At 71.8% G+C, this 23,178-nt stretch carries 15 protein-coding genes; 10 read left to right on the top strand and 5 right to left on the bottom strand.

All coding sequences use genetic code 11. The features are described from left to right. From ACIBK5_RS10800 to ACIBK5_RS10790, 3 genes are all read right to left on the bottom strand, one after another. The gene (locus ACIBK5_RS10800; protein ID WP_399018272.1) at positions 1 to 1,530 is read right to left on the bottom strand and encodes a DUF5719 family protein; all 1,530 of its coding nucleotides are present in this window, start codon (positions 1,528 to 1,530) and stop codon (positions 1 to 3) included. Continuing rightward, on the bottom strand, positions 1,527 to 5,255 hold the full coding sequence (locus ACIBK5_RS10795) for a glycosyltransferase (RefSeq protein WP_399018270.1): 3,729 nt from the start codon (positions 5,253 to 5,255) through the stop codon (positions 1,527 to 1,529). The genes ACIBK5_RS10800 and ACIBK5_RS10795 overlap by 4 nt, the downstream gene beginning before the upstream one ends. Positions 5,256 to 5,418: 163 nt before the next feature. Beyond that, entirely contained in the window at positions 5,419 to 5,682 is a 264-nt protein-coding gene (locus ACIBK5_RS10790; RefSeq protein ID WP_003990679.1) for a WhiB family transcriptional regulator, read from the bottom strand. A gap of 660 nt (positions 5,683 to 6,342) precedes the next feature. Between ACIBK5_RS10790 and ACIBK5_RS10785 the strand changes: the two genes are divergently transcribed. The 4 genes from ACIBK5_RS10785 (at position 6,343) to ACIBK5_RS10770 (ending at position 10,259) form a co-directional block, all read left to right on the top strand. Then, positions 6,343 to 6,849 (top strand): cysteine dioxygenase, encoded by a 507-nt coding sequence (locus ACIBK5_RS10785; protein ID WP_399018268.1) that lies wholly within the window; start codon positions 6,343 to 6,345, stop codon positions 6,847 to 6,849. 34 nt (positions 6,850 to 6,883) lie between these two features. Continuing rightward, positions 6,884 to 7,843 carry a 2-phospho-L-lactate transferase gene (gene cofD / locus ACIBK5_RS10780; RefSeq protein WP_399018266.1) on the top strand — a complete coding sequence of 320 codons (960 nt, stop codon included), beginning with the start codon at positions 6,884 to 6,886 and terminating at the stop codon, positions 7,841 to 7,843. Further along, the gene (locus ACIBK5_RS10775; protein ID WP_399018265.1) at positions 7,840 to 9,171 is read left to right on the top strand and encodes a coenzyme F420-0:L-glutamate ligase; all 1,332 of its coding nucleotides are present in this window, start codon (positions 7,840 to 7,842) and stop codon (positions 9,169 to 9,171) included. Before cofD ends, ACIBK5_RS10775 begins: the two co-directional genes overlap by 4 nt. A gap of 68 nt (positions 9,172 to 9,239) precedes the next feature. Next, positions 9,240 to 10,259: a DNA-3-methyladenine glycosylase family protein gene (locus tag ACIBK5_RS10770; RefSeq protein ID WP_399018263.1), complete on the top strand. Its 1,020-nt coding sequence runs from the start codon at positions 9,240 to 9,242 to the stop codon at positions 10,257 to 10,259. 270 nt (positions 10,260 to 10,529) lie between these two features. On the opposite strand, the gene ACIBK5_RS10765 is transcribed toward ACIBK5_RS10770, so the two are convergent. Both ACIBK5_RS10765 and ACIBK5_RS10760 read right to left on the bottom strand, forming a co-directional pair. Further along, positions 10,530 to 11,612 carry a sugar phosphate nucleotidyltransferase gene (locus tag ACIBK5_RS10765; protein WP_399018261.1) on the bottom strand — a complete coding sequence of 361 codons (1,083 nt, stop codon included), beginning with the start codon at positions 11,610 to 11,612 and terminating at the stop codon, positions 10,530 to 10,532. Between the two features lie 134 nt (positions 11,613 to 11,746). Continuing rightward, positions 11,747 to 13,207 carry a peptidoglycan recognition protein gene (locus ACIBK5_RS10760; RefSeq protein ID WP_399018259.1) on the bottom strand — a complete coding sequence of 487 codons (1,461 nt, stop codon included), beginning with the start codon at positions 13,205 to 13,207 and terminating at the stop codon, positions 11,747 to 11,749. A gap of 150 nt (positions 13,208 to 13,357) precedes the next feature. Between ACIBK5_RS10760 and ACIBK5_RS10755 the strand changes: the two genes are divergently transcribed. The 6 genes from ACIBK5_RS10755 to ACIBK5_RS10730 all read left to right on the top strand — a co-directional run bounded on the left by ACIBK5_RS10755 (position 13,358) and on the right by ACIBK5_RS10730 (position 23,140). Continuing rightward, positions 13,358 to 14,113: a TIGR03089 family protein gene (locus tag ACIBK5_RS10755; protein WP_399018257.1), complete on the top strand. Its 756-nt coding sequence runs from the start codon at positions 13,358 to 13,360 to the stop codon at positions 14,111 to 14,113. 271 nt (positions 14,114 to 14,384) lie between these two features. Then, complete coding sequence (locus ACIBK5_RS10750; RefSeq protein ID WP_399018256.1) at positions 14,385 to 15,632, top strand: LCP family protein; 1,248 nt, start codon at positions 14,385 to 14,387, stop codon at positions 15,630 to 15,632. A gap of 242 nt (positions 15,633 to 15,874) precedes the next feature. Next, positions 15,875 to 17,638, top strand: a complete 1,764-nt coding sequence (locus ACIBK5_RS10745; RefSeq protein WP_399018255.1) for an LCP family protein — start codon at positions 15,875 to 15,877, stop codon at positions 17,636 to 17,638. Between the two features lie 73 nt (positions 17,639 to 17,711). After that, entirely contained in the window at positions 17,712 to 19,358 is a 1,647-nt protein-coding gene (locus ACIBK5_RS10740; RefSeq protein WP_399018253.1) for an LCP family protein, read from the top strand. Positions 19,359 to 19,544: 186 nt separating this feature from the next. Further along, positions 19,545 to 21,326, top strand: a complete 1,782-nt coding sequence (locus ACIBK5_RS10735; RefSeq protein WP_399018251.1) for an LCP family protein — start codon at positions 19,545 to 19,547, stop codon at positions 21,324 to 21,326. A gap of 92 nt (positions 21,327 to 21,418) precedes the next feature. Further along, entirely contained in the window at positions 21,419 to 23,140 is a 1,722-nt protein-coding gene (locus ACIBK5_RS10730) for an LCP family protein (RefSeq protein ID WP_399018250.1), read from the top strand. The last annotated feature ends 38 nt before the right edge of the window (positions 23,141 to 23,178 follow it).

Genomic DNA, 23,178 nt, shown 5'->3' with positions numbered 1-23,178 from the left:
TTACTTCTGCAGCACCGACAGGTCCTCGTCCGCCTCCGGTACCGCCACCGTCCCCCGGTCGTCGGGGAGGGTCTGCACGGTGAAGGCGGGGACGCCGCTCTCGTTCGCCGCCAGGGTGCGGGCGCCGTAGACCGGGCCGCCGGAGACCGGCTCGACCGTGAGCGCGTAGGTGCCCTTGAGGCCGCCGGGGGCCGGGGGCTCGATGTCCTGGGTCGTGCCGGCCTTGATCGTGTACGTCTTCGACACCGGGGTGCCGCCCTCGCTGCCCGCCGAGGCGGTGACCTTGACCGTGGCGGCCCTGCCGGGTGCGGTCAGGGACAGGGTGCTGCCCTTGGCGCTGTTGTCCGCGGACGTCGCGCGCGTGCCGACGGGGCGGGTGGCCGGGATGAACGCCGTCTCCTGCTTGTCGCCCTTGCCCCGTACGACCCGCAGGGCCGCCACGACCGGCACGGACCGGTCCGTCGGCGTCAATACCAGGGAGCCCGCCTCGCCGCGTGTGACGTCGCCGAGGTCGACGGCCGTCGTCATGCCGCCCTTGACGTGCACCGTCTCGTGTCCGGCCGGGGTGATCAGCCCGGAGGGGGAGGCGAGGCGCACCTTCAGGTCCGCGTCCTCGTCGCCGGGGGTGAAGGCGACCAGGCGCACGGAGGTGGCGTCCTTGGGGATGCCGGGCAGGACCAGGCTGCCCGACGGGTCCGTGGACGCGGCCAGCCAGTCGCCGCCGAGCTTGTCGTCCAGGGCCTGTACCGAAGCGCCGACGCGTCCGCTGCGGACGTTGACGTGCACGGTGAGGTTGGTCTGCTCCTCGTCCGTGAGCGTGGACAGCAGGACCGGCTCGCTGGAGTGCGGCTGGACGGTGATGCCCTCCCCCACCGGGGACTGAAGGGTGCCGTCCTTGCCGTAGAGCTCGACGTCGACCACGGCGGCCGAGTCGTCGGGGTTCGTCAGGTGGACGTAGTCGGTGCGGTCGGCCGCCGTGCTGGCGCCCGGGAACCAGAAACTCGTGTCCGGAGCGGCGCAGTTGACGCCCTGAAGGCCGCGCCCGGTCCCGGCGGCGACCTCGGTGGTCTCCTGGACGGTCCAGCCGGGCGCGAACCTGCCGTCTGCGGTCCCGACGAGCGCGGGCGCCTCGGAGCCGGAGGTGTCTCCCGTGACCGGCTTGCCCGGCTCCTTGGGAGTCAGCACGGGCTTCTGGGTCTTGTCCTTGCCGGATTTCCCGTCGTCCTCGCCCTTGTCGCCGCCCGGGTCCGAGCCGTCCGCCGATGCCTCGGCCGCCGCCTGGAGTTCGGCCTTGCCGCCGCTCTCCGTGCCCTTCGTGACGGGCGTGAAGGATGTGTAGGACGTCTCGGCGAGGTCGGACGTGCTGGGCGCCGGGCACAACAGGCTCGTGCGCTCCACGGGCAGTTGGGCGGCCGCCTTGGCGGTGGCGTCCGCGCCCGGGTCGCCGTCCGGGGCGGACAGCGCGGCGAAGCCGGTGACGGCGGCGAGCGCGGTCACACCGGCGATCAGGGACAGGGTGGTGCGGTTCACTGCTGGCTCCCGTCGGGACGCTCACTGCCCGTGCCGTGGGGGTGGTGCTGCTGCTGTTGCTGCTCCTGCGCCGGGTCGTACGGCGTGCCGTAGCCCTGGTTGTAGGCCTGGTCGTAGCCCGCCGGGTCGTACTGCGGCGCCTGGGGCGAGCCGCCGTAGGCGTACGGGTCGTACTGGCCGCCCTGGTACGGGTCCGCCTGGTACTGCCCGCCGTAGGCGTCCGCCGGGTACGGGGCGGCCTGGTACTGGTCGCCGTAGCCCGTGTATTCGCCGCCCGGGTATCCCGCGCTGTCCCACTGACCGTGGTTCTGCTGCTGCGGCACGGCCGCCGGGGGCTGCTCGGGCTGCGGGGGCGGGAACTCCCCGGTCCCGGGGGTTCCTTCCGCCTCGGTCTCGGCCTCGGCCTGGGCGCGCAGGCGGCGGGCGCGGCGGCCCTCGCCGGCGACCGCCTGGGCCGGGACGACCGGCTCCTCGGGCATGTCGTCGTCGACGTCGCGGCGCCGGCCGGGCAGGGCGAGGACCACGAGGACGACGGCGAGCAGGCCCTGCGTCCACAGCCACGCGGTGTGGCCGATCGGGTCGTCGTAGGTGACGTCCAGCGTGCCGCCGGTGGCGGGGAGTTCGAAGCCCTGGGCCCAGCCGTCGACCGTGGTGCGGGTCAGCGGCTTGCCGTCCAGCGTGGCGGTCCAGCCGTCGGCGGCGGTGTCGGCGAGGCGCAGCACGCGCCCGTCGGCGCCGGTCGGGATGGTGGTGTGGATGTCGACGGGCCCGGCGGCGACGGGCTGCGGGGTGCCGGATCCGGAGGCGGGGACGATGGCGGCGCGCGCGACCTCCCGGTCGATGCGCCAGAGCGCGCCGCCGCTCTGCTGGCTGAGCCGGGTCAGGCCGGGCGTGGCGTCCAGGACGCGGGTGACCTCGCGGGGCGCGCCCTGGTGGACGAGGACGTAGCGCACGGCGAAGCCGCCGAGCTGGTCGGCCTGGTCGGCGCCGGAGCCGGCGACGAGGTTGGCGACGACCTTGTCGAGCCTGCTGTTCTCGCCGTCGGCCGCGGCGACCTCGCCGTCGCCGAGGCGGGCGCCGGAGCCGCGCACGAGCATGTAGCCGACGTGGGCGCCGGAGTCGCTGTCGAGGACGAGGGTGCGGGCCTGGTCGCTGCTGCCGCTCTCCTCGGCGACGAAAGCGGGGACCTGGGTCGGGTCGCGCCGCTCCAGGGGCCCGTCGGCGCCGCGGATCATCCAGCCGGCGGCGACGAGCAGCGGGCCCGCGGCCGAGGCGAAGGCGATCAGCACGGCGACCGGCTGGCGCCAGCCGAAGCTCTGCTCGGCCACGCGCGCGCGTGCGCCGTCGGCGCCGAGCGCGGCGGCCGCCAGGAGGGCGATGCCGTAGACGAGGGTCGCGGGGCCGGCCCAGGTGGAGCTGTTGGACAGGGCCGCGAGGACGAAGCCCACCAGGGCGACCGCCCAGGCCGTGCGGATGCCCGACTGGCGTTCCGAACGCAGCAGGGCGGCGAGCGCGGCCAGCACGATGCCGATGAGCATCAGGCCGCTGACGGTGCCGGGGCCGCCCGGGCTGGCGCCGAGCAGGTCGAGGGCGGAGGCGGAGCCGGCTCCGTACTCCAGGCCGGCCTGCTGGAAGAAGCCGAACGGGAGCAGCGACAGCGACCAGGGCGCGAGGACCAGCAGGGGCGTGCCGAGCTGGGCGAGGAACCGCGTCCCGTACGCCGTGATGTCCGTGCGGCGCACGGCCAGCAGCCCCACGCCGAGGATCAGCGCGACGGGCCACACGATCGGGGTGAACGCGGTGGCGATGGTCAGCAGCAGTGCGTACGCCCAGGTGGCGCGCCAACTGCCCCGCGCGCCCCCCTGGTTCGCCAGGCCACTGGCCGCGATGCCCGCGCGCGCGATGAGCGGCAGCAGGACGGCCAGGACCGCCGTGCCGATGCGGCCGCCGGCGAGGGCGCCGGTGGCGGCGGGCAGGAAGGCGTAGACGACGGCCGCCCAGGCGCGCAGCAGCCGGGACTCGACCAGCGGGCGGGAGGCGAAGTAGGCGGCGACACCGGCCAGCGGCACCGAGCAGACGAGCAGGACGGTGACGGCGAGGCCGGTCGAGCCGAACAGCAGAGACGCCATCATCGCCACGAGCGCGATGTACGGCGGCGCGGAGGAGGTGCCGCCGGCGCCGACCGGATGCCAGGCGTCCAGGTAGCGCGCCCACAGTGCGGCGGAGTCTGCCGGGGCGGGCAGCAGGGCGCCGCCCGCGAGCGCGCCGCCGCCGAGGAGTTCACGGCAGGCGAGCAGGGAGACGAGCAGCAGGACGAGGAAGAGCACCGGGCCGGGCTTGCGCGCGATGCGCTTGAGCCGGGCGAACTGTTCGATCTGCAGGAAGTCCGCGTCGTCGCCGCCGGGGCCCGACTCGACGGCTCCGCCGTGCCGTCCGGCACCGGCGGTGGCCTCGGGGTCGGAGCTGCCGACGAGGTTGCCCGCGACCTGCTCGACGGTCATGCGGACGGTCGCTCCGGGCGGCGGGAACAGCGGCCGCAGTTCGCCCTTGTCGACCTGGGGGGTGCCTCTGCGGCGCCGCCCGGCGAGGATCCGCTCGGGCCGCAGCAGGGTGCCCATGAGGCCGCGGATCTCGTCGACGGCCTGTCCGGGGACCTTGCCGACGAGGTAGGCGACGGTGCGCAGCAGGGTGCCGAGCACGACGCGCAGCAGCACCCAGGGGAGCACGGCCGTACGCGTGTTGACGAGCAGGCTGTAGACGGCGCCGGCCTTGTCGACCTTGTGCGGGGAGGCCGAGGTGCGGCCCACGCAGTCGACGGCGCGGCGCTCCCGGGAGGCCGCCTCGGCATGCCGGACGACGGCTTCCGGGGCGATCAGCACGCGGTGGCCCGCGGCGTGCGCGCGCCAGCACAGGTCGAGGTCGTCGCGCATGAGGGGCAGGTGCCGGTCGAAGCCGCCGAGCTGTTCGAAGATGTCGCGGCGGACGAGCATGCCGGCGGTGGACACCGACAGCACGGTCCGGACGTGGTCGTGCTGGCCCTGGTCCTGCTCCCGGCGGTCCAGGCCGGTCCAGCGGCGGCCGGAGTTGGCGATGGAGACGCCGACCTCCAGCAGCTGCCGCCGGTCGTACCAGCCGCGGAGCTTGGGGCCCACGACGGCCACGTCGTCACGGCCCAGCTCGTACTCGTTGTCCACGACGCGCAGCAGCTGGGCCAGGGCGTCGGGTTCCGGGGCGCAGTCGTCGTGCAGCAGCCACAGCCATTGCACCGGCTCACCGTGCGGGAGCTCGGGCATGTCGTAGGTGTCGTCGCGCCACGAGCGCGTGACCGGGTCCCAGCCGCTGGGCCGCTTCAGGTAAGGCAGCTGCTCCGGGGTGAGGACCGGGGCGCTGCGGTCGCACTCCTCGACGGCCTGGCCGAAGCCGGTACGGCGGGCGAGGTGCAGCACCCGGTCGGCGCCGAGCGCGTCGGTGACCAGCTGGGCTGAGGTGTCCGCGCTGCCGGTGTCGGCCCCCATCGCGTACTGGACGGGGCGCTCCTGGCCGAGCAGCCCGGCGAGCGCGTCGGGCAGCCAGCGGGCGCCGTCGTGGGAGACGAGGACCGCGGTCACCACATGACGCGGGAACTCGGGCGGGCGGGCCGGGTCGAACGCAGACGGGTGGGCCGGGTCAAAGACGGCTGTGGCAGCGGTGTCGTGATGAGCTGCCGGGTGGCTGTGCACGGACATCGAGGTACGGGCCCCGGTTCGGTGGACTGCGGTGGACGCCTGCGACCGGCGGGGGCCGCGGGGCGTCTCGGACGAGCGCCCACACTATCGGCTGACAGCCCGGCGGCCCGCCGCCTGTGGATAACCCACCTGCGACGGGCCGTTCACCCACCCATGGGTCCGGTCAGACCGCTGCCTTCTTCAGCCGGCGGCGCTCCCGCTCGGACAGGCCGCCCCAGATGCCGAAGCGCTCGTCGTTGGCGAGGGCGTACTCGAGGCACTCGGAGCGGACCTCGCAGGAGAGACAGACCTTCTTGGCCTCCCGGGTCGAGCCGCCCTTCTCGGGGAAGAAGGACTCGGGGTCGGTCTGGGCGCACAGCGCGCGCTCCTGCCAGCCGAGTTCCTCGTCCGCGTCGTCGACCAGCAGTTGCTGCACCAGCTCGGTCATGTGCGCCCCTCGTCTGTTCTTTTCCGCGTCCCCGTGATGTAGCCGTTACCGATTGCGGCTGAACGACACGAGTGAAATTACAAGTGTGCCGCTCCGGGCGAGTCAAGCCGAGATCTGCTATTGAGCCCCTTATTCACTCTGCGGAACCAAGGCCGTGCGGAAAGTGTTCAAATCGGCATAAACCTTGACACGCAGACGGAGCCCGCGAGGGGCCCCGCCGTCACCCGGGCCCCGTACAGACCTGTACAGGGGAGGACGCCCGGGAGTTCGATCTCGTTCCGACGCACCCGCCGAAGCGAATCTGATCACAGTCTGATCACGAGTACGCAACGAGGTTTGTGCGCCCGGTGAACGCCAAGTGTCCCGGCCAGGCCATGAACAAACCTTTCATCTGAGTGAACGACCGGATGAGGTGAACCTCGTCCCACATACCGGGTGCCGAGTTGACACCGGAGGTGTGACCCGGTGTCCTAGTGGGCATGCTCGCGAACTTGGCACTCACCTCGACCCGCACCGCCGGGTCCCACGGTGCTGCCCGCGCTCGCTGTAGCTGTCGCTGTTCCAGCTGTTGAGCCACACCCGCTCCAGCTGAAGGCCGAGCCACCAGTCCCTCGGCCCTCGTTCCCTCTGACCCACTTTCACTGAGGAACCACGCACCCCATGAACAGCGACAGCGACCTCCAGATCGCCGGCGACATCCTCGAAGTACCGCACCTGCTCCAGGTGGAGCGCGAGCACCCGGCCACCGTCGCCGAGTTCGTCGGCCTGGCCCGCTCCATCGCCGCCGACCGCTCCCAGTGGGAGCACCTCGTCCGCTACGACGCGGCCAGCCGCTGGTACCACCGGCTGCGCACCGGCCCGGGCTACGAGGTGTGGCTGCTGTCCTGGGTGCCCGGGCAGGGCAGCGGGCTGCACGACCACGGCCGCTCCTCCGGTGTGCTGACCGTGCTGGACGGCACGCTGACGGAGCGCACGGAGCGGGGCACACGCGCGTTGCGGGCGGGCGCGCAGCGCGTGTTCGCGCCGGGGTACGTACACGAGGTGGTGAATGACGCACTCGAGTCGGCGGTGAGTTTGCACGTCTACTACCCGGGGCTGACGGAGATGCCGATGCACACGGCGCAGCACTGCGAGGCCCGGAGCGTGCCGGGTGCCGTAACTGCCTGACTCGTTGTCGTAGGCGCCTGCAAGACTGGCTCCCATGCGCATTGTGGTTCTGGCAGGCGGCATCGGTGGTGCCCGGTTCCTGCGTGGTCTGAAGCGGGCCGTGCCGGACGCGGACATCACGGTCATCGGCAACACCGGAGACGACATCCACCTCTTCGGGCTGAAGGTCTGCCCGGACCTCGACACGGTGATGTACACGCTCGGCGGCGGCATCAACGAGGAGCAGGGCTGGGGCCGTGCCGACGAGACCTTCCATCTCAAGGAGGAGCTCGCGGCGTACGGCGTCGGGCCCGAGTGGTTCGGCCTGGGCGACCGGGACTTCGCCACGCACATCGTGCGGACGCAGATGATCGGCGCCGGATACCCGCTGAGCGCGGTGACGGAGGCGCTGTGCGAGCGCTGGAAGCCGGGCGTGCGGCTGATCCCGATGTCCGACGACCGCGTCGAGACCCATGTGGCGGTCGAGATCGACGGTGAGCGCAAGGCGATCCACTTCCAGGAGTACTGGGTGCGGCTGCGCGCCTCGGTGCCCGCCGAGGCGATCGTGCCGGTGGGCGCCGAACAGGCGAAGCCCGCTCCGGGAGTCCTGGAGGCCATCGCCGAGGCGGACGTGATCCTCTTCCCGCCGTCCAACCCCGTCGTGTCGATCGGCACGATCCTCGCCGTGCCCGGTATCCGGGAGGCGATCGCCGACGCCGGGGTGCCGGTGATCGGTCTGTCCCCCATCGTCGGCGACGCGCCCGTGCGGGGCATGGCCGACAAGGTGCTGGCCGCCGTGGGCGTCGAGTCGACCGCTGCGGCGGTGGCCGAGCACTACGGCTCGGGACTGCTGGACGGCTGGCTCGTGGACACGGTGGACGCGGGCGTGGTGGAGCAGGTCGAGGCGGCCGGGGTGCGCTGCCGGGCCGTGCCGCTGATGATGACCGACACCGACGCGACCGCGCGGATGGCCCGCGAGGCCCTGGCGCTGGCGGAGGAGGTGCGGGGAGCTTGAGCGGAGAGATCTCCGGACGGCGGCGGGATGCCGACGGGTACCGGGTGTGGGCCGTGGCCGGTCTGCCCGAGGTCGCGGCCGGGGACGATCTGGCCAAGCTGATCGCGGCCGCCGAGCCAGGTCTGGCCGACGGGGACGTGCTGCTCGTCACCTCGAAGATCGTGTCCAAGGCGGAGAGCCGCATCGTCCAGGCTGCCGACCGCGAGGCGGCCATCGACGCGGAGACGGTACGGGTGGTGGCCCGCCGCGGCGCCCTCCGGATCGTCGAGAACCGGCAGGGCCTGGTCATGGCCGCGGCCGGGGTCGACGCGTCCAACACCCCCTCCGGGACCGTGCTGTTGCTGCCCGAGGACCCGGACGCGTCCGCCCGCGCGATCCGTGACGGGCTGCGGGACATCCTCGGCGTCGAGGTCGGTGTCGTCGTCACCGACACGTTCGGTCGGCCCTGGCGCGCGGGGCTCACGGATGTCGCGATCGGGGCCGCCGGGGTGCGCGTCCTCGACGATCTGCGCGGGGGCACGGACGCGTACGGCAATCCGCTCGGGGCCACGGTCGTCGCCACGGCCGACGAACTCGCCTCCGCGGGCGACCTGGTCAAGGGCAAGGCCGCCGGGCTGCCCGTGGCCGTCGTACGCGGACTCCCGGACCTGGTCGCCGGGGACGGCGACGAAGAAGGGGCGCGGGCCATGGTGCGCGGCGCGCGCGACGACATGTTCCGGCTCGGCACGTCGGAGGCGGTACGGCTGGCGGTGACCCAGCGGCGCACGGTCCGGGCCTTCACGGACGAGCCCGTCGACCCCGGTGCCGTACGGCGGGCGGTGGCCGCTGCCGTGACGGCGCCCGCGCCGCACCACACCACACCGTGGCGGTTCGTGCTGCTGGAGTCCGAGGAGTCGCGGACGCGGCTGCTCGACGCCATGCGGGACGCCTGGATCGCCGATCTGCGGCGGGACGGCAAGACGGAGGAGTCCGTCGCCAAGCGGGTGCGCCGCGGGGACGTCCTGCGGAACGCGCCGTATCTCGTCGTCCCCTGCCTGGTCATGGACGGCTCGCACACCTACGGCGATCCGCGGCGGGACGGCGCCGAGCGGGAGATGTTCGTGGTCGCCGCGGGCGCCGGCGTGCAGAACCTCCTGGTCGCGCTGGCCGGGGAGCGGCTGGGGTCAGCGTGGGTGTCGTCGACGATGTTCTGCCGGGACGTGGTGCGCGAGGTGCTGGGGCTGCCAGCGGACTGGGATCCGATGGGCGCGGTGGCGGTCGGGCATCCGGCGGAGGAACCGCGGCCGCGGCCGGAGCGGGACGCGGGGGCGTTCATCGAGGTGCGGTGACCGGCGCGGGGCGGCGTCTACGCTCGTAGGGCCCGCTCCTCTCGCATTCCAGTTCCAGGGACTCATTCATGGCAGGACGCTTCGCTCCCCGGCCCACGCGTACGACCGTGCGCGGTGGCCATGTCGCCGTGGGCGGGGGCGTGCCGCGGCAGGCGGCGGGGCCAGGGCAGGCGGCGGGGCCGGGGCGGGTGCGCGACTGGGTGCCGGACGGGCCGCTGGATCTCGGTCTGGTGCTCGGGCCGCTGCGGCGCGGGCCGGGTGATCCGACGTTCCGGACGACTCCGGACGGGTCCGTGTGGCGGGCCGCGCTCACTCCTGCCGGGCCCGGGACGCTACGGGTGCGCGCGTCGGGTGGTGGGGTGCGCGGGGAGGCCTGGGGGCCCGGGGCCGAGTGGCTGCTGGAGGGGTTGCCCGAGCTGCTCGGGGCCGCCGATGATCCGTCCGCGTTCGTGCCTCGGCACCGGCTGGTGGCATTGGCCCGGCATCGGCGGCCGGGGTTGCGGCTGACGCGGAGCGGGCTGGTGCTGGAGTCGCTGATTCCGTCGATTCTCGAGCAGAAGGTCACGACCGATGAGGCGTATCGGGCGTGGCGGTTGCTGGTGCGGAAGTTCGGGGAGCCGGCGCCGGGGCCCGTGCCCGGGGGGATGCATGTGATGCCGGGGCCTCGGACGTGGGCGTTGATTCCGTCGTGGGAGTGGCATCGGGCCGGGGTCGACAACAAGCGGGCGTCGACGATTCTGCGTGCGGTTCGGGTGGCCGGGCGGTTGGAGGAGGCGGCCGGGATGGAGCCGGGGGCGGCCCGGGCGCGGCTGGAGGTCGTGCCGGGGGTGGGGCCGTGGACGTCGGCGGAGACGGTGCAGCGGAGTCATGGGGCGGCGGATGAGGTGACGACGGGGGATCTGCATCTGCCTCGGATCGTGGGGTGGGCGCTTGCCGGGGATCGGGATGCGGATGACTCCGTGATGCTGGAGTTGCTGGAGCCGTATGCGGGGCAGCGGCATCGGGCGGCTCGGTTGGTGCTGTTGAGTGGGCGGGTGCCTGGGCGGCGGGCGCCGAAGATGCCTCGGTGGGATATCGGGGCGCTGTGATGTTCTGCCCGTTGTGGCGTGCTCGGCGTCGGGGCTGGGGGCGGGGCGTTTCGCAGCCCGGCGGAGCGGGGTGCCGCTGCGCCCACCCGTGCCGCCCCTAGCGGCACGCATGCCCGCAGCTAGGGCGGCACGGCATGCCCGCAGCTAGGGCGGCAGGCGCGCCCGCAGCGGGGGCGGCGCGCTGCCCGCGGCGGGGGGGGCGGCCGGGCGGCGTGGGAGCGGCGCGCGGCGGGGGGCGGGGGCAGCAGGGGCGGGGTGCGGCTGGTGGGGCTACTGGTCCGAGGAGAAGCGGACCGCTCCCGGTGGGATTTGGGTGTCGCACCAGATGCGGGTGCCGTCCAGGAGTTCGTTGTCGGGGCCCACGGTCGCGCCGTCGCCTATGACCGTGCCGGTGAGGACGGTGCGTTCGCCCACTCGGGCTCGGGCGCCTATGAGGGAGTCGGTGATGACCGCGCCTGGTTCGATCACTGCGCCCGGCATGATCGTGCTGCCGAAGATCCGAGCGCCCTCGGCGACGAAGGCGCCCTCCCCCACCACCGTGCCGCCCGACAGCTTGGCGTCGGCCGCGACCGTCGCCGTCGGCAGTACCAGGCGGTCGCCGCAGCGGCCGGGGACTGCGGGCGACGGGGCCCGGCCGAGGACCAGGTCCGCCGAGCCCCGGACGAACGCCGCCGGTGTGCCGAGGTCCAGCCAGTACGTCGAGTCGACCATGCCCTGGAGGTGGGCTCCGGCGGAGAGCAGGTCGGGGAAGGTCTCCCGTTCCACCGACACCGGCCGGCCCAGCGGGATCGTGTCGATGACCGAGCGGCGGAAGACATACGCCCCCGCGTTGATCTGGTCGGTGACGATCTCCTCGGGGGTCTGCGGCTTCTCCAGGAAGGCCAGGACCCTGCCCGTGTCGTCTGTGGGGACCAGACCGTAGGCACGTGGGTCGGTGACCTTCGTGAGGTGCAGGGAGACGTCCGCGCCCGTCGTCTCGTGGGTGTCCACCAGGGCCCGGATGTCCAGGCCCGTCAGGATGTCGCCGTTGAAGATCAGGACCGGGTCGTCGGGGCCGGAACGCAGCCGGGAGGCGACGTTGCGGATGGCGCCGCCCGTGCCGAGGGGCTCCTCCTCCGTCACGTACTCCAGGTGCAGCCCCAGCGCGGACCCGTCGCCGAAGTACGGCTCGAAGACCTCCGCCAGGTAGGACGTGGCCAGGACGATGTGCTCGACGCCCGCCGCTCTCGCTCTCGCCAGCTGGTGCGTGAGGAAGGGCACCCCGGCCGCCGGGACCATGGGCTTGGGCGTGTGCACCGTGAGCGGGCGCAGCCGGGTGCCCTTGCCACCGACCAGGAGGATCGCTTCAGTCACGTGTCGTCTCTGCTTCCTGCCGGGACCGGCCGAACTGTCTTTCGGCCGGTCAGTGTATGCAGACCGTTCCGTGGCGCCTTCGCTGGCCGTGCGGCATTCCGCCCTGCTGTCCCCCGACGGCGGTGAACGTGTTCTCAGCGGCCCTGGTAGCGGGCCGCCTTGGAGCGGGCCGAGCCGAGCTTGCCGTAGAGCTTCCGTCCCGGGCAGGCGGTCTTGAAGCCGTCCCGGTGACCGGAGATCACGTTCAGTCGTACCTTCTTGCCTTTGCGGTGGAGGTTGCTGCCGGCCGACTTCAGGTAGGTCTTCCCCCGCGGATTCATCCGGTAGAGGCCCAGCTTCCACGCCGTGACCCGGGCGATGGCCTTGACGGCGGCGGACGACGGTTTCTTGGCTCCGTACGATCCGATGACGGCGATGCCCATGCTGTTGCTGTTGAAACCAAGGGTGTGCGCGCCGAGCACCGGCCTCGCCACGCCCCCCGCGCGGCCCTCGTAGATCTTTCCGCACTTGTCGATGAGGAAGTTGTAGCCGACGTCCCGCCAGCCCATGCTCTTGACGTGGTAGCGGTAGATACTGCGGATGAGTGACGGGGACTGCGAGCAGCTGTACTTGTTGCCGCTCGCGGTGTGGTGCACGAAGGCCGCCTTGACCTTCTTCGTGTAGACGAACTTCCGCTCCCGCAGACCCTCGTTCGCGCCCCAGCCGCGACGCGTGACGATACGGGGGCGCGGGCCGACGTACGGTTTCGCCCGCTTCCGCTCCACCCGCTCGCCGGCGCGGAGGGTGTAGAACTCGCGCTCGGTCGCCGCGCGGCTCAGTGCCGTGATCTCGGTGGCGCCGAGGGGGGCGAGGTCCGCGTTGGCGGCGGAGGCGTCGGTGGCGGCGGAGGCCTCGGTGTTCAGGCCGCCGGTGCGGGGGCCGTCCACGGGGCCGCCGGGCAGTGCCTCGTCGCCCTCTCCGGGGTCGACGAGTTCGAGGCGGAGGCCGGAGGGGAGCGAGGGCGCGGCGACGGCGATGCTGCGGCCGCCCGTGCCCCGGAGCTCCGAACGGACCCGGAGTTCCACGCCGTCGGAGGCGCCCACCCACAGCGGCGCCGTGGCGCCGCGTACGCGGCCCGAGGTGCTCTCGGGGGTGTCCAGGTCGGCCGCGTGGTCGGCGTTGTGCGTCTCCACGACCTGCCAGCCCGACCAGGTGCCGGTGCCGGCGGCGCGGGTGCGGACATGGACGCGGCCGTGCAGTTCGGCATGGGGGTCGTCCCAGATGACGCCGACGAGGGAGAAGCGGCGTACGGCACGGCGGGACAGGCCCATTTCGGCGGCGGCGGAGGCGGATGCGGATGCGGAGGGGGTGGCGCGGTTACGGGTGAGGGGTTCGAGAGGGAGGGACTGGGTGCTGCCGGAGGCGGACGGTTCGGCCGCGCGCCGGGCGGTCACGGCCGAGTCCGGCGTCCCCGCGTGGGGCGCGGGTCTCGCGGCCGTGGCGACCTCGGTGGTCGGCACCGGTCTCGCCGTCGCCGCGAGGGCGGGCGGAGTGAGGGGAAGGGCCAGAGCGGCCGCACAGGTGACACCGATCGAGGAAGCAAGGAATCCACGCATGCCCCTGATCTTTGACATAGTCCTATAAGTCTGTCCATTTGGGATTTGACGGACTGTCGGCCCGGATTCGGCCGAACCGGTGGCGAACGTGCGGCGGGGCGGTGGCCGGACCGTTGGGTGAAGGCAGGCGTGCCGCGTACGCTTGCGCGGGTGAACGCCACCGATCGCACCCCCGCCGACCTGCTGGGTTCCGCGCTCGCCGCGGATCCGGGACGCCCCCTGGTGACCTTCTACGACGACGCCACAGGCGAACGCGTCGAACTGTCCGTGGCCACCTTCGCCAATTGGGTGGCCAAGACCTCGAACCTGCTCCAGGACGAGCTGTCCGTCGAGCCCGGGGACCGGGTCGCGCTGCTGCTGCCCGCGCACTGGCAGACGGCGGTGTGGCTGCTCGCGTGCGCGTCGGTCGGTGTGGTCGCGGATGTGTCCGGGGACGCCCGGGCCGCCGATGTCGTGGTGAGCGGGCCGGACGGGCTGGAGGCGGCCCGGGCGTGTTCCGGGGCGCGGATCGCGATGGCGCTGCGGCCGCTCGGGGGGCGGTTTCCGCAGACGCCCGAGGGGTTCGTCGACTACGCGGTGGAGGTGCCGGGGCAGGGGGACCGGTTCGTGCCGTACGCGCCCGTGGATCCGGAGGAGCCGGCGCTGATCGTGGCGGGGCGGGAGTTCAGCGGGGCCGAGGTGGTCGAGCGGGCTCGGGCGGGGGCGACGGGGCTGGGGCTGACCGGGCCGGGGTCGCGGATCCTGTCGGGGTTGCCGTACGACACGTGGGAAGGGTTGAACGCGGGGTTGTACGGGCCGTTGGCCACGGGGGGTTCTGTGGTGTTGTGCCGGAATCTGGAGTTGGCGGGGGGCGAGGCGCTGGACAAGCGGGTGGAGAGTGAGCGGGTTACGGCGCTTGCCCGGTAGGGCGTTTTCCAGTGCTGGGTGTTGGTGCTGGGGGCGGGGTGATTCGCAGCCCGGCGTTGCGGGGTGCCTCCCCCACCGCCCACCCGTGCCGCCCTTAGCGGCACGATTGCCCGCAGCTAGGCGGCTCAGCGGCACGCATGCCCGCAGCGGGGGCGGGCCGCCTGCCCGTAGGTGCGCATCCTCCGTTCGGCCCATCCCGACCCCTCCCCCGCCCCCCATCCACGCCACAGTCGTAGGAGCAGTGCGCGCGCACGTTCGTACGTTGTGAGGGGTGGTCCCTGTCGTGGCCGACACCGGTGGTGAGTCCTTGCCGAGGCTGGGGCCGGGTGCGGGGGCCTCGGCCAGTGGGCGAGGGCTGGCGCGGCGGCGCCGGCGGCGGTGGGTGCGGTACACGGCGTTCGGGGTCACCGGCCTCGTCGTGGCGGCCGCCGGGGCCGGATGGGCCGTGTACGCCAAGCTCAGCGGGAACATCACGCCCGACGAGGCCGCCGCCGCCGAGCTGGCGCGGTACGAGAAGGAGCGCCCCACCTCGCTGGTCAAGGACGCGCGGAACATCCTGCTGATCGGCTCGGACTCGCGCGAGGGCGACGACAACGCCCGCTACGGCCGGGACTCCGGGACCGAGCGGTCGGACACCACGATCCTGCTGCACCTGTCCGCGGGACGGAGCAGCGCCACCGCCGTATCGCTGCCCCGGGACCTGATGGTGGAGCTGCCGGGCTGCCGGCGCCCGGACGGGTCCCGCAGCGCGCCGCGGTTCGCGATGTTCAACCAGGCCTTCGCGCTGGGCGGTTCGGCCTGCACCATCCGGACCGTCGAGAAGCTCACCGACATCCGCGTCGATCACCACGTCGTCGTCGACTTCCACGGCTTCAAGGAGATGGTCGACGCGGTCGACGGTGTCGAGGTGTGCCTGCGGGAGCCGGTCGACGACCGGGCCGCCAAGCTGAGGCTGCCCGCGGGACGCGTGACGCTCGACGGCGAGCAGGCCCTCGGCTACGTCCGCGCCCGCAAGTCCCTCGGTGACGGCAGCGACACGGAGCGGATGGAGCGGCAGCAACGATTCCTCGGCGCTCTCGTCAACAAAGTGCGCAGCAATGACGTCCTGCTGAATCCGGTGAAGCTGTATCCCGTCCTGGACGCCGCCACGTCCTCTCTCACAACGGATCCGGATCTGGCCAGCCTGCGCGGTTTGTACGAACTCGTGCGCGGGCTGCGCGACATCCCCATGGAACAAGTGCAATTTCTGACCGTCCCCCGGGAGTCGTACGCATACGACGCCAATCGCGACCAACTCGTGGAGCCCGAGGCGGACAGGCTGTTCGAGCGGCTGCGGACGGACGTTCCGGTGGCGGTCGCGGGGGACGCACCGGGAAGTTCCGCCCCGCCGAGGCCTGCCGATTCGCGTGAACGGTCGCACGGGGATCCGCATCCGGGTCCGTTCACGAAATCCGCCGTCACCGTTTCTCCTCCACCCACGTTCCGTGGAAACACGGCAGCCGAGGACACCTGCGAGTAAAGCGGACACCAAGGCCGCCTCAAGGTAACGCGCTCTTCACCCGGAAAATGGGCGAATTGCCCAGGTGTAGGGACGTGGACTTCGTCACCGTCGTCGCTCGACGCTGAACTGGGCGGTTAGTGTGAGCGATCCCGGTGCGCCCGGCTCTGAGGACAGTCCTGAGAAACGCGCACTGTGTGAACCGAGACCGAGCGCCTTGGAGGGGTAGGCGCCGCGTGCCCCGACGGAGGAATCAGACAACCGTGGACGCGCAAGGCCGTGGGCGGGCGGACGACATCGACCCCGCAGACCAGTGGGTGCTCAACCCGAACACCGGCGAATACGAAATGCGACTGCCCGCTTCCGCACCGCGGTCGGGTGTCCCCGGGCCCCGCAAGCCACCGCCCTCCGACGGAGACCTGTCGGCGCTCGGCACCACGCAGCCCCTCGGCCGCACCGAGGCGCCCGGCCGCCCGCGGCCCGAGACGCCCGGCCGTGCGGTGCCGTCGCGCAGGCGCCGTGGGGCTCCGGCTCCGGAGGAACCGCTGCCGGGACGGCGTGGGCGCCGGCCCGCCAAGAAGGCCGCGAAGGGCAAGAAGGTCCTGCTGTGGACCGGCGGCGTGATGGCGTTCGTGCTGGTCGCCGGGGCGGGCGCCGCGTACTTCTACATCGAGCACCTGAACGGCAACATCGCGTCGGTCTCCGACGACGGCGCGAGCACCGGTGGCTTCGAGAAGGACAAGGCCATCAACATCCTGCTGATCGGCACCGACAAGCGCACCGGCGCGGGCAACGAGAAGTACGGCGACGCGGGCAGTGCCGGGCACGCCGACACCACGATCCTGCTGCACGTCTCCAAGGACCGCTCCAACGCGACCGCGCTGAGCATCCCGCGTGACCTGATCGTCGACATCCCGGACTGCCCGACCACGCAGGAGGACGGGTCGCAGAAGGTCATCCCGGGCACGCCGCAGACCCGCTTCAACACCAGCCTCGGCCAGGACGAACGGACCCCGAGCTGCACCATGCGGACCGTGACGGAGCTGACCGGGGTCAAGCCGGACAACTTCATGGTCGCCGACTTCAACGCGGTCAAGACGCTGACCAGCGCGGTCGGCGGGGTCGAGGTCTGTCTGGGCAAGGACATCGACGACCCGGACTCGCACCTCAAGCTGCCGAAGGGCAACCACACCATCGAGGGCGAGCAGGCGCTGGCCTTCGTGCGCACCCGGCACGCGGTCGGCTTCGGCGGCGACCTGAGCCGGATCGGGCTCCAGCAGCAGTTCCTGAGCGCGCTGATGCGCAAGCTCAAGGACAACGACACGCTCACCAGCCCCTCGAAGATGCTCGACCTGGCCGAGGCGGGCACGAAGGCGCTGACCGTCGACTCGCAGCTGTCCAGCATCGGCAAGCTGAAGGATCTCGGTCTGGAGCTGGGCAAGCTCAACACCAAGAACCTCACGTTCGCCACCACCCCGGTGATCGACAACCCGGCGGAGAAGGTCCCGACCACGGTCGTCCTCAACGAGTCGTCGGCCCCGCAGGTCTTCGACATGATCAAGAACGACGTCTCGTTCACCGCGGTCAAGGAAAAGAAGAAGAAGGAAGCCGCCGCGGTGGCCGCCCGGCTGAAGGGCACCAAGTCCGCGGCCTCCGAGGTGCGGGTGCGGATCATGAACGGCGGTGCCGTCGCCGGCAGCGCCCAGGAGACGCTCAGCTGGCTTCAGAACGAGGAGGGCGTGACCAAGTCGGAGAACGCCGGCAACGCGCCCGCCGAGCTGGCGAAGACGACCCTGGAGTACGCCCCCGACCAGGCCGACCAGGCCCGCCGCCTCGCCGACATCATGGGCCTGCCCGGGTCCGCGCTGAAGCCGGGCGAGAGCGTGGAGAACGCCCAGGGCGTACCCGCGATGACCCTGACCCTCGGCAAGGACTTCAAGGGAGCGGGCACTTCCCAGACCGCTCCGGCCAAGGCTCCGGCGGACGTGGACAAGTCCACGGCGGACAAGGTGGAGTGCGCCGAGTGACCTGAAGGGCCTGGCGTACGTCTCACAGGGCGTACGGCAGGCCTTTTCGGTGACACGGGGGTGGGGGAAGCAGATGGCGCGGAGCAGTGGTGTGTACGGGGAGGGGACGAAACAGGGTGCCGTCCCGCGTGAGCCGGCCCCGGGCAGATCCTCCGGACCGGGCGGCGGGGACGGCCGCAGAGGCCGTCGGGCCCGCCGCGGACGCCGCGTCCTGCGCTGGTCGGCGACGACCCTCTCCCTGGTGGTCCTCGCGACCGCCGGCGCCGGTTACCTCTACTACGAGCACCTGAACGGCAACATCGAGAAGGGCCAGCGCAGCAGCGGTGACTCCAAGGCGCGGCGGGCCGCTCCGAACGCGGCCGGGCAGACGCCCCTGAACATCCTGCTGATCGGCTCCGACAGCCGTAACTCCGACGAGAACGTGAAGCTGGGCGGCGCCAGGAAGGACCGCGGCACTCCCCCGCGGGGCGATGTGCAGATGCTCATCCACCTGGCCGCGGACCGCGAGAGCGCCGCCGTGGTGAGCATTCCGCGTGACACCCGGGTCGACATACCCAAGTGCACCGACCCGAAGTCCGGTCGGACGTACCCGCAGGTCAACACGATCATCAACGCCTCGCTGGCCCGGGGCGGAGCGGGCTGCACGCTGGTGACCTGGGAGAACCTCACCGGGGTCTACATCGACCACTGGATGACGATCGACTTCGCGGGCGTGGTGAAGATGGCCGACGCCATCGGCGGGGTCGAGGTGTGCGTGGAGCAGAACGTGTGGGACCGCCCGCTGCCCCGTGTGCCCGGCGGCTCCGGTCTGAAGCTGAAGGCGGGCCGGACGAAGGTCCAGGGCGAGCAGGCCCTGCAGTGGCTGCGCACCCGCCACGCCTGGGGCAGCGATCCGCTGCGGGCCAGGGCGCAGCACATGTACATGAACTCGATGATCCGCACGCTCAAGTCGCAGAACGTCTTCACCGACACCGGCCGGCTGACGGACCTGGCCGAGGCTGCCACCAAGTCGCTGCACGTGTCCGAGGAGATCGGCACGGTGAAGAAGCTGTACGACCTGGGGGCGCAGCTGAGGACGGTGCCGACGGACCGCATCACCATGACGACGCTGCCCACGGCCGCGGACCCGGAGGACGCCAACCACCTGATCCCGGCCGGCACCGACGCCGACCGGGTGTGGGAGATGATCCGCGACGACGTGCCCTTCGACGGCAAGGGCGGGAAGTCCGGTTCGAAGAAGGCCGGTTCGAAGAAGCCCGGTTCGAAGAAGCCCGGGGAGAAGGCGTCCCGGGATCCGGCGGCGGCGGACGGCGAGATCGGCGTCCTGGTGCAGAACGCCACGCGCTCCAGCACCCTCGGCCCGGTGACCGGACGCGCGGGCGCCGTCACCCGGTCGCTCGTGGACCAGGGGTTCACGAAGGCCGCCGCGGACACCTCGGGCGCGCTGGCCGAGGAGCGGACCGTCGTGCGCTATCCGAGCGCCGAGTTGGCGGGCGATGCCCAGCGTGTCGCCAAGTCGCTGGACATTCCGCTGAGTTCGGTGCGGCGGTCCACCGAGGTGTCCGGCGTCACGGTCGTCGTGGGTGCCGACTGGCGTACGGGTACGGCGTATCCGAAGCAGCCGGCGCCGAAGGCCGGGGACCTGCCCGGTGACGCGGACGCGCTCAACGGCTCGGACTCCGGTAAGTGCATGGATGTGTACGCGCCCTACCGCTGGTAGAGATTCCCGGCACGGAATTGAGCCGGATTGCCCAAATGTAGGGACGTTGAATTTGTCATTCAGCGCACACCGGCGTTCAACTGGGCGGATAGTGTGAGCGATCCAGTGCTTCTGTGATGACCAAGTACCCGCGCGCCTTCCGGGGGGAGAAGGCGCCGCGTGCCCCGACGGAGGAATCGGACAACCGTGGACGCGCAACGCCGTGGGCGGGGGGAACAGATGGACCCCGCAGACCAGTGGGTACTCAATCCGAACACCGGCGAATACGAACTGCGACTGAATCCATCCGCAGCGCAATCGGGGGCGGCTCCCCGTACAGCCACCGCCCGTTCGACAGCCGCACGTTCGGCCTCTCGCCGTGAGGGCACTCCGCGTGGGGCCTCCCCCCGTGAGGGCACTCCGCGTGGGGCCTCCCCCCGTGGAGGCGCGACTCGCACCGACGTTCCGCCGCAGCGCAGGCGGCGCGGTGCTCCCGAGGAGCCGCCGCCGGGGCGCCGCGGTGGGCGCCGGCCGGTGCAGCAGAAGCCGAACAAGGCGAAGAAGGTGCTGCTGTGGACCGGCGGCACGATGGCGTTCGTGCTGGTCGGGGTCAGTGCGGCCGGCTACTTCTACCTCCAGCACCTGGAGGGCAACGTCTCGACGACCGACGTCGGCAGCGCGGGTGCCAGCAACTTCAGCAAGGACGAGGCCTTCAGCGTCCTCATCATCGGTACGGACAAGCGCACCGGTGAGGGCAACGAGGGCTACGGCGACAAGGGCAGCACCGGTCACGCCGACACCACGATCCTGCTGCACGTCGCGAAGGACCGCTCCAACGCGACCGCGCTCAGCATCCCCCGCGACCTGATCGTGAACATCCCCGACTGCCCGACGAAACTGGAGGACGGCTCGGAGAAGGTCGTCCCGGGCACTCGGGGCGTCCGCTTCAACCGGAGCCTCGGGGAGGGCGGCCGGGACCCGGGCTGCACGATGCGCACAGTGAAGGAGAACACCGGCATCACGGTCGACCACTTCATGATGGCCGACTTCAACGCGGTCAAGACGCTGACGACGGCGGTGGACGGGGTCGACGTCTGCGTGGAGAAGGCCGTCAACGACAAGCAGTCCAAACTCGTCCTGCCCGCGGGCGAGTCGACGGTCGAGGGCGAGCAGGCCCTCGCGTTCGTCCGTACGCGCAAGAGCTTCGGCAACAGCGGCGACCTCGACCGCATCAAGGTGCAGCAGCAGTTCCTGGGCTCGCTGATGCGCAAGATGGCCTCCAGCGACACCCTCACCAGCCCCTCGAAGCTGCTGAACCTGGCCGAGGCCGCGACGAAGGCGCTGACCGTGGACCAGGCGATCGGCAGGGTCAGCACGCTCAAGGACGTCGCGCTCGAACTGAAGAAGGTGCCGACGAAGAACATCAGCTTCACGACGGTGCCGGTGGTGGACAACCCGGCGGAGACCGTGAAGGCGACGGTCGTCCTCGACGACTCCAAGGCCCCGCAGCTGTTCGACATGATCGAGAACGACGTGTCGCTCACCGAGGTCAAGCAGCAGGAGAAGAAGGAGAAGGACGCCCAGGCCGCCCGGCTGAAGGGCACCAAGGCCGCGGCCTCCGAGGTACGGGTGCGGATCATGAACGGCGGTGCCGTCGGCGGCAGCGCGCAGACGACCCTCCAGTACCTCCAGGTCGAGGAGGGCGTGACCAAGTCGGAGAACGCCGGCAACGCGCCCGCCGAACTGGCGAGGACGACCCTGGAGTACGCCCCCGACCAGGCCGACCAGGCCCGCCGCCTCGCCGACATCATGGGCCTGTCCGGGTCGGCGCTGAAGCCCGGCGAGAGCGTGGACAACTCCCAGGGCCTGCCCGCGATGACCCTGACCCTCGGCAAGGACTTCAAGGGCGCCGGCGTGAAGCTCAACGCCCCGACCAAGGCGGCGGACGTGGAGAAGTCCACCGCGGACAAGGTGAAGTGCGCTAGTTGACCCGTTGAGGGCAACTGACAGGCCCGTCGTGCGTCTAACAGGAGGCAGGGCGGGCCTGCTGCATGCGCCGGGGGGCGGAGAGGACCGGGGAAGTGACGCAGAGCGGTGTGCGGGAGGACGGGAAGCGGCAGAGCGTCCGCCACGAACCGGACCCGGGCGAGGAGGAGCCGACGCCGGACGACGAGGAGCCGGCGCCGGACGACGAGGAGCCGGCCTCGGACGGTCAGTCGCCCGACGACGACGGCGCGTCGGCGGACGACACGGACACGCCCGACGCCGAGGGCCCTCCGGCGGGGAGCGCGAGTACGCCCGGCCCCGGCCGCACCCGGTCCCCGCGCAGGCGGCGGATGCTGAAGTGGGCCGCTGCCGTGCTGGCCCTGCTGATACTCGGGACGGCCGGAGCCGGCTACCTCTACTACCGGCATCTGAACGGCAACATCAAGAAGGACGCCCTGAACCTCGGCGACGGCAAGGTCGCCGCTCCGACGCCCAACGCCGCCGGGCAGACCCCGCTGAACATCCTGCTCATCGGCTCCGACGCGCGGGACAGCAAGGAGAACCAGAAACTCGGCGGCGCCCGCGAGACGTTCGGCGCCACGCCCCTCGCGGACGTCCAGATGCTGCTGCACCTGTCCGCCGACCGCACCAACATGTCGGTCATCAGCATGCCCCGCGACACCCTGGTGAAGATCCCGAAGTGCACCGACCCGGACGACGGGAAGGTGTACCAGGCGACGCAGGGACGGACGATGACCAACCAGAGCCTCGGGCACGGCGGTCCGGGCTGTGCCGTGGCCACCTGGCAGGAGCTCACCGGCATCCACATCGACCACTTCATCATGGTCGACTTCGCGGGCGTGGTGTCGATGGCCGACGCCGTCGGAGGCGTCCCCGTGTGCGTCGACGCCAACATCCACTCCCGCACCTCCGACGGCAAGGGCTCGGGCCTGAAACTGGAGAAGGGCACCTCGTACATCCAGGGCGAGCAGGCCCTGCAGTGGCTGCGCACCCGCTACGGCTTCGAGGACGGCAGCGACCTCGCCCGCGCCAAGGCCCAGCACATGTACATGAACGCGATGGTCCGCCAGCTCCGCGACAACATGACCCTGAGCAGCCCGAACAAGCTCCGCAGACTGGCCGAGGAGGCCACCCGGGCCATGACCGTCGACCCGGGCCTCGACACCGTCAAGAAGCTCTACGACCTCAGCGACGAGCTGCGCAGGGTGGAGCCGCAGCGCATCACCATGACGACGATGCCCAACCGCTACGTGGGCGCCCGCGTCGAGCCCACGGAGGACGCCGAGCAGCTGTTCCGGCTTGTGCGGGAGGACATCGCCCTGGACGGCAAGGACAAGGCGAAGAAGCCGGCCGCGGAGAAGGCCTCCGCCGACCCGGCCGCGCCCGACGACGAGATCCCGGTGCAGGTCCGCAACGGCACCCGCACCGACACCCTGGCCGCGGCCCGCGGACGCGCCGGCACGGTGGCCGGCGTGCTGAAGGAGGAGGGCTTCACCCAGGCCGTCGCCGACAGCACCGGATCGTGGAGCGAGGACCGGACCGTCGTCCGCTACCCGAGCACCGACCTGGAGGGCGACGCCCGGCGTCTCGCCAAGGCCCTGGGCATCCCGGCGAGTTCGGTGAAGCGGTCCACCGACGTCTCCGGCATCACCCTCGTCGTGGGCGCCGACTGGCGTGAGGGCAGGGCCTACAAGGCGCCCGAGGAGAACGACAGGACCCCGAAGTCGGCCGAGGCGCTCAACGGCGCCGACGACAAGGCCTGTATGCAGGTGAACCCGGCGTTCACCTGGGACTGAACGACGACGGGCCCTTTCCCCGCTCGGGGAAAGGGCCC

The organism is Streptomyces sp. NPDC050546 (assembly GCF_044457425.1).
Taxonomy (GTDB): Bacteria; Actinomycetota; Actinomycetes; order Streptomycetales; family Streptomycetaceae; genus Streptomyces.
Note: the sequence above shows the minus strand (reverse complement) of the source record. Positions and strands in the feature narration are given on the sequence as shown.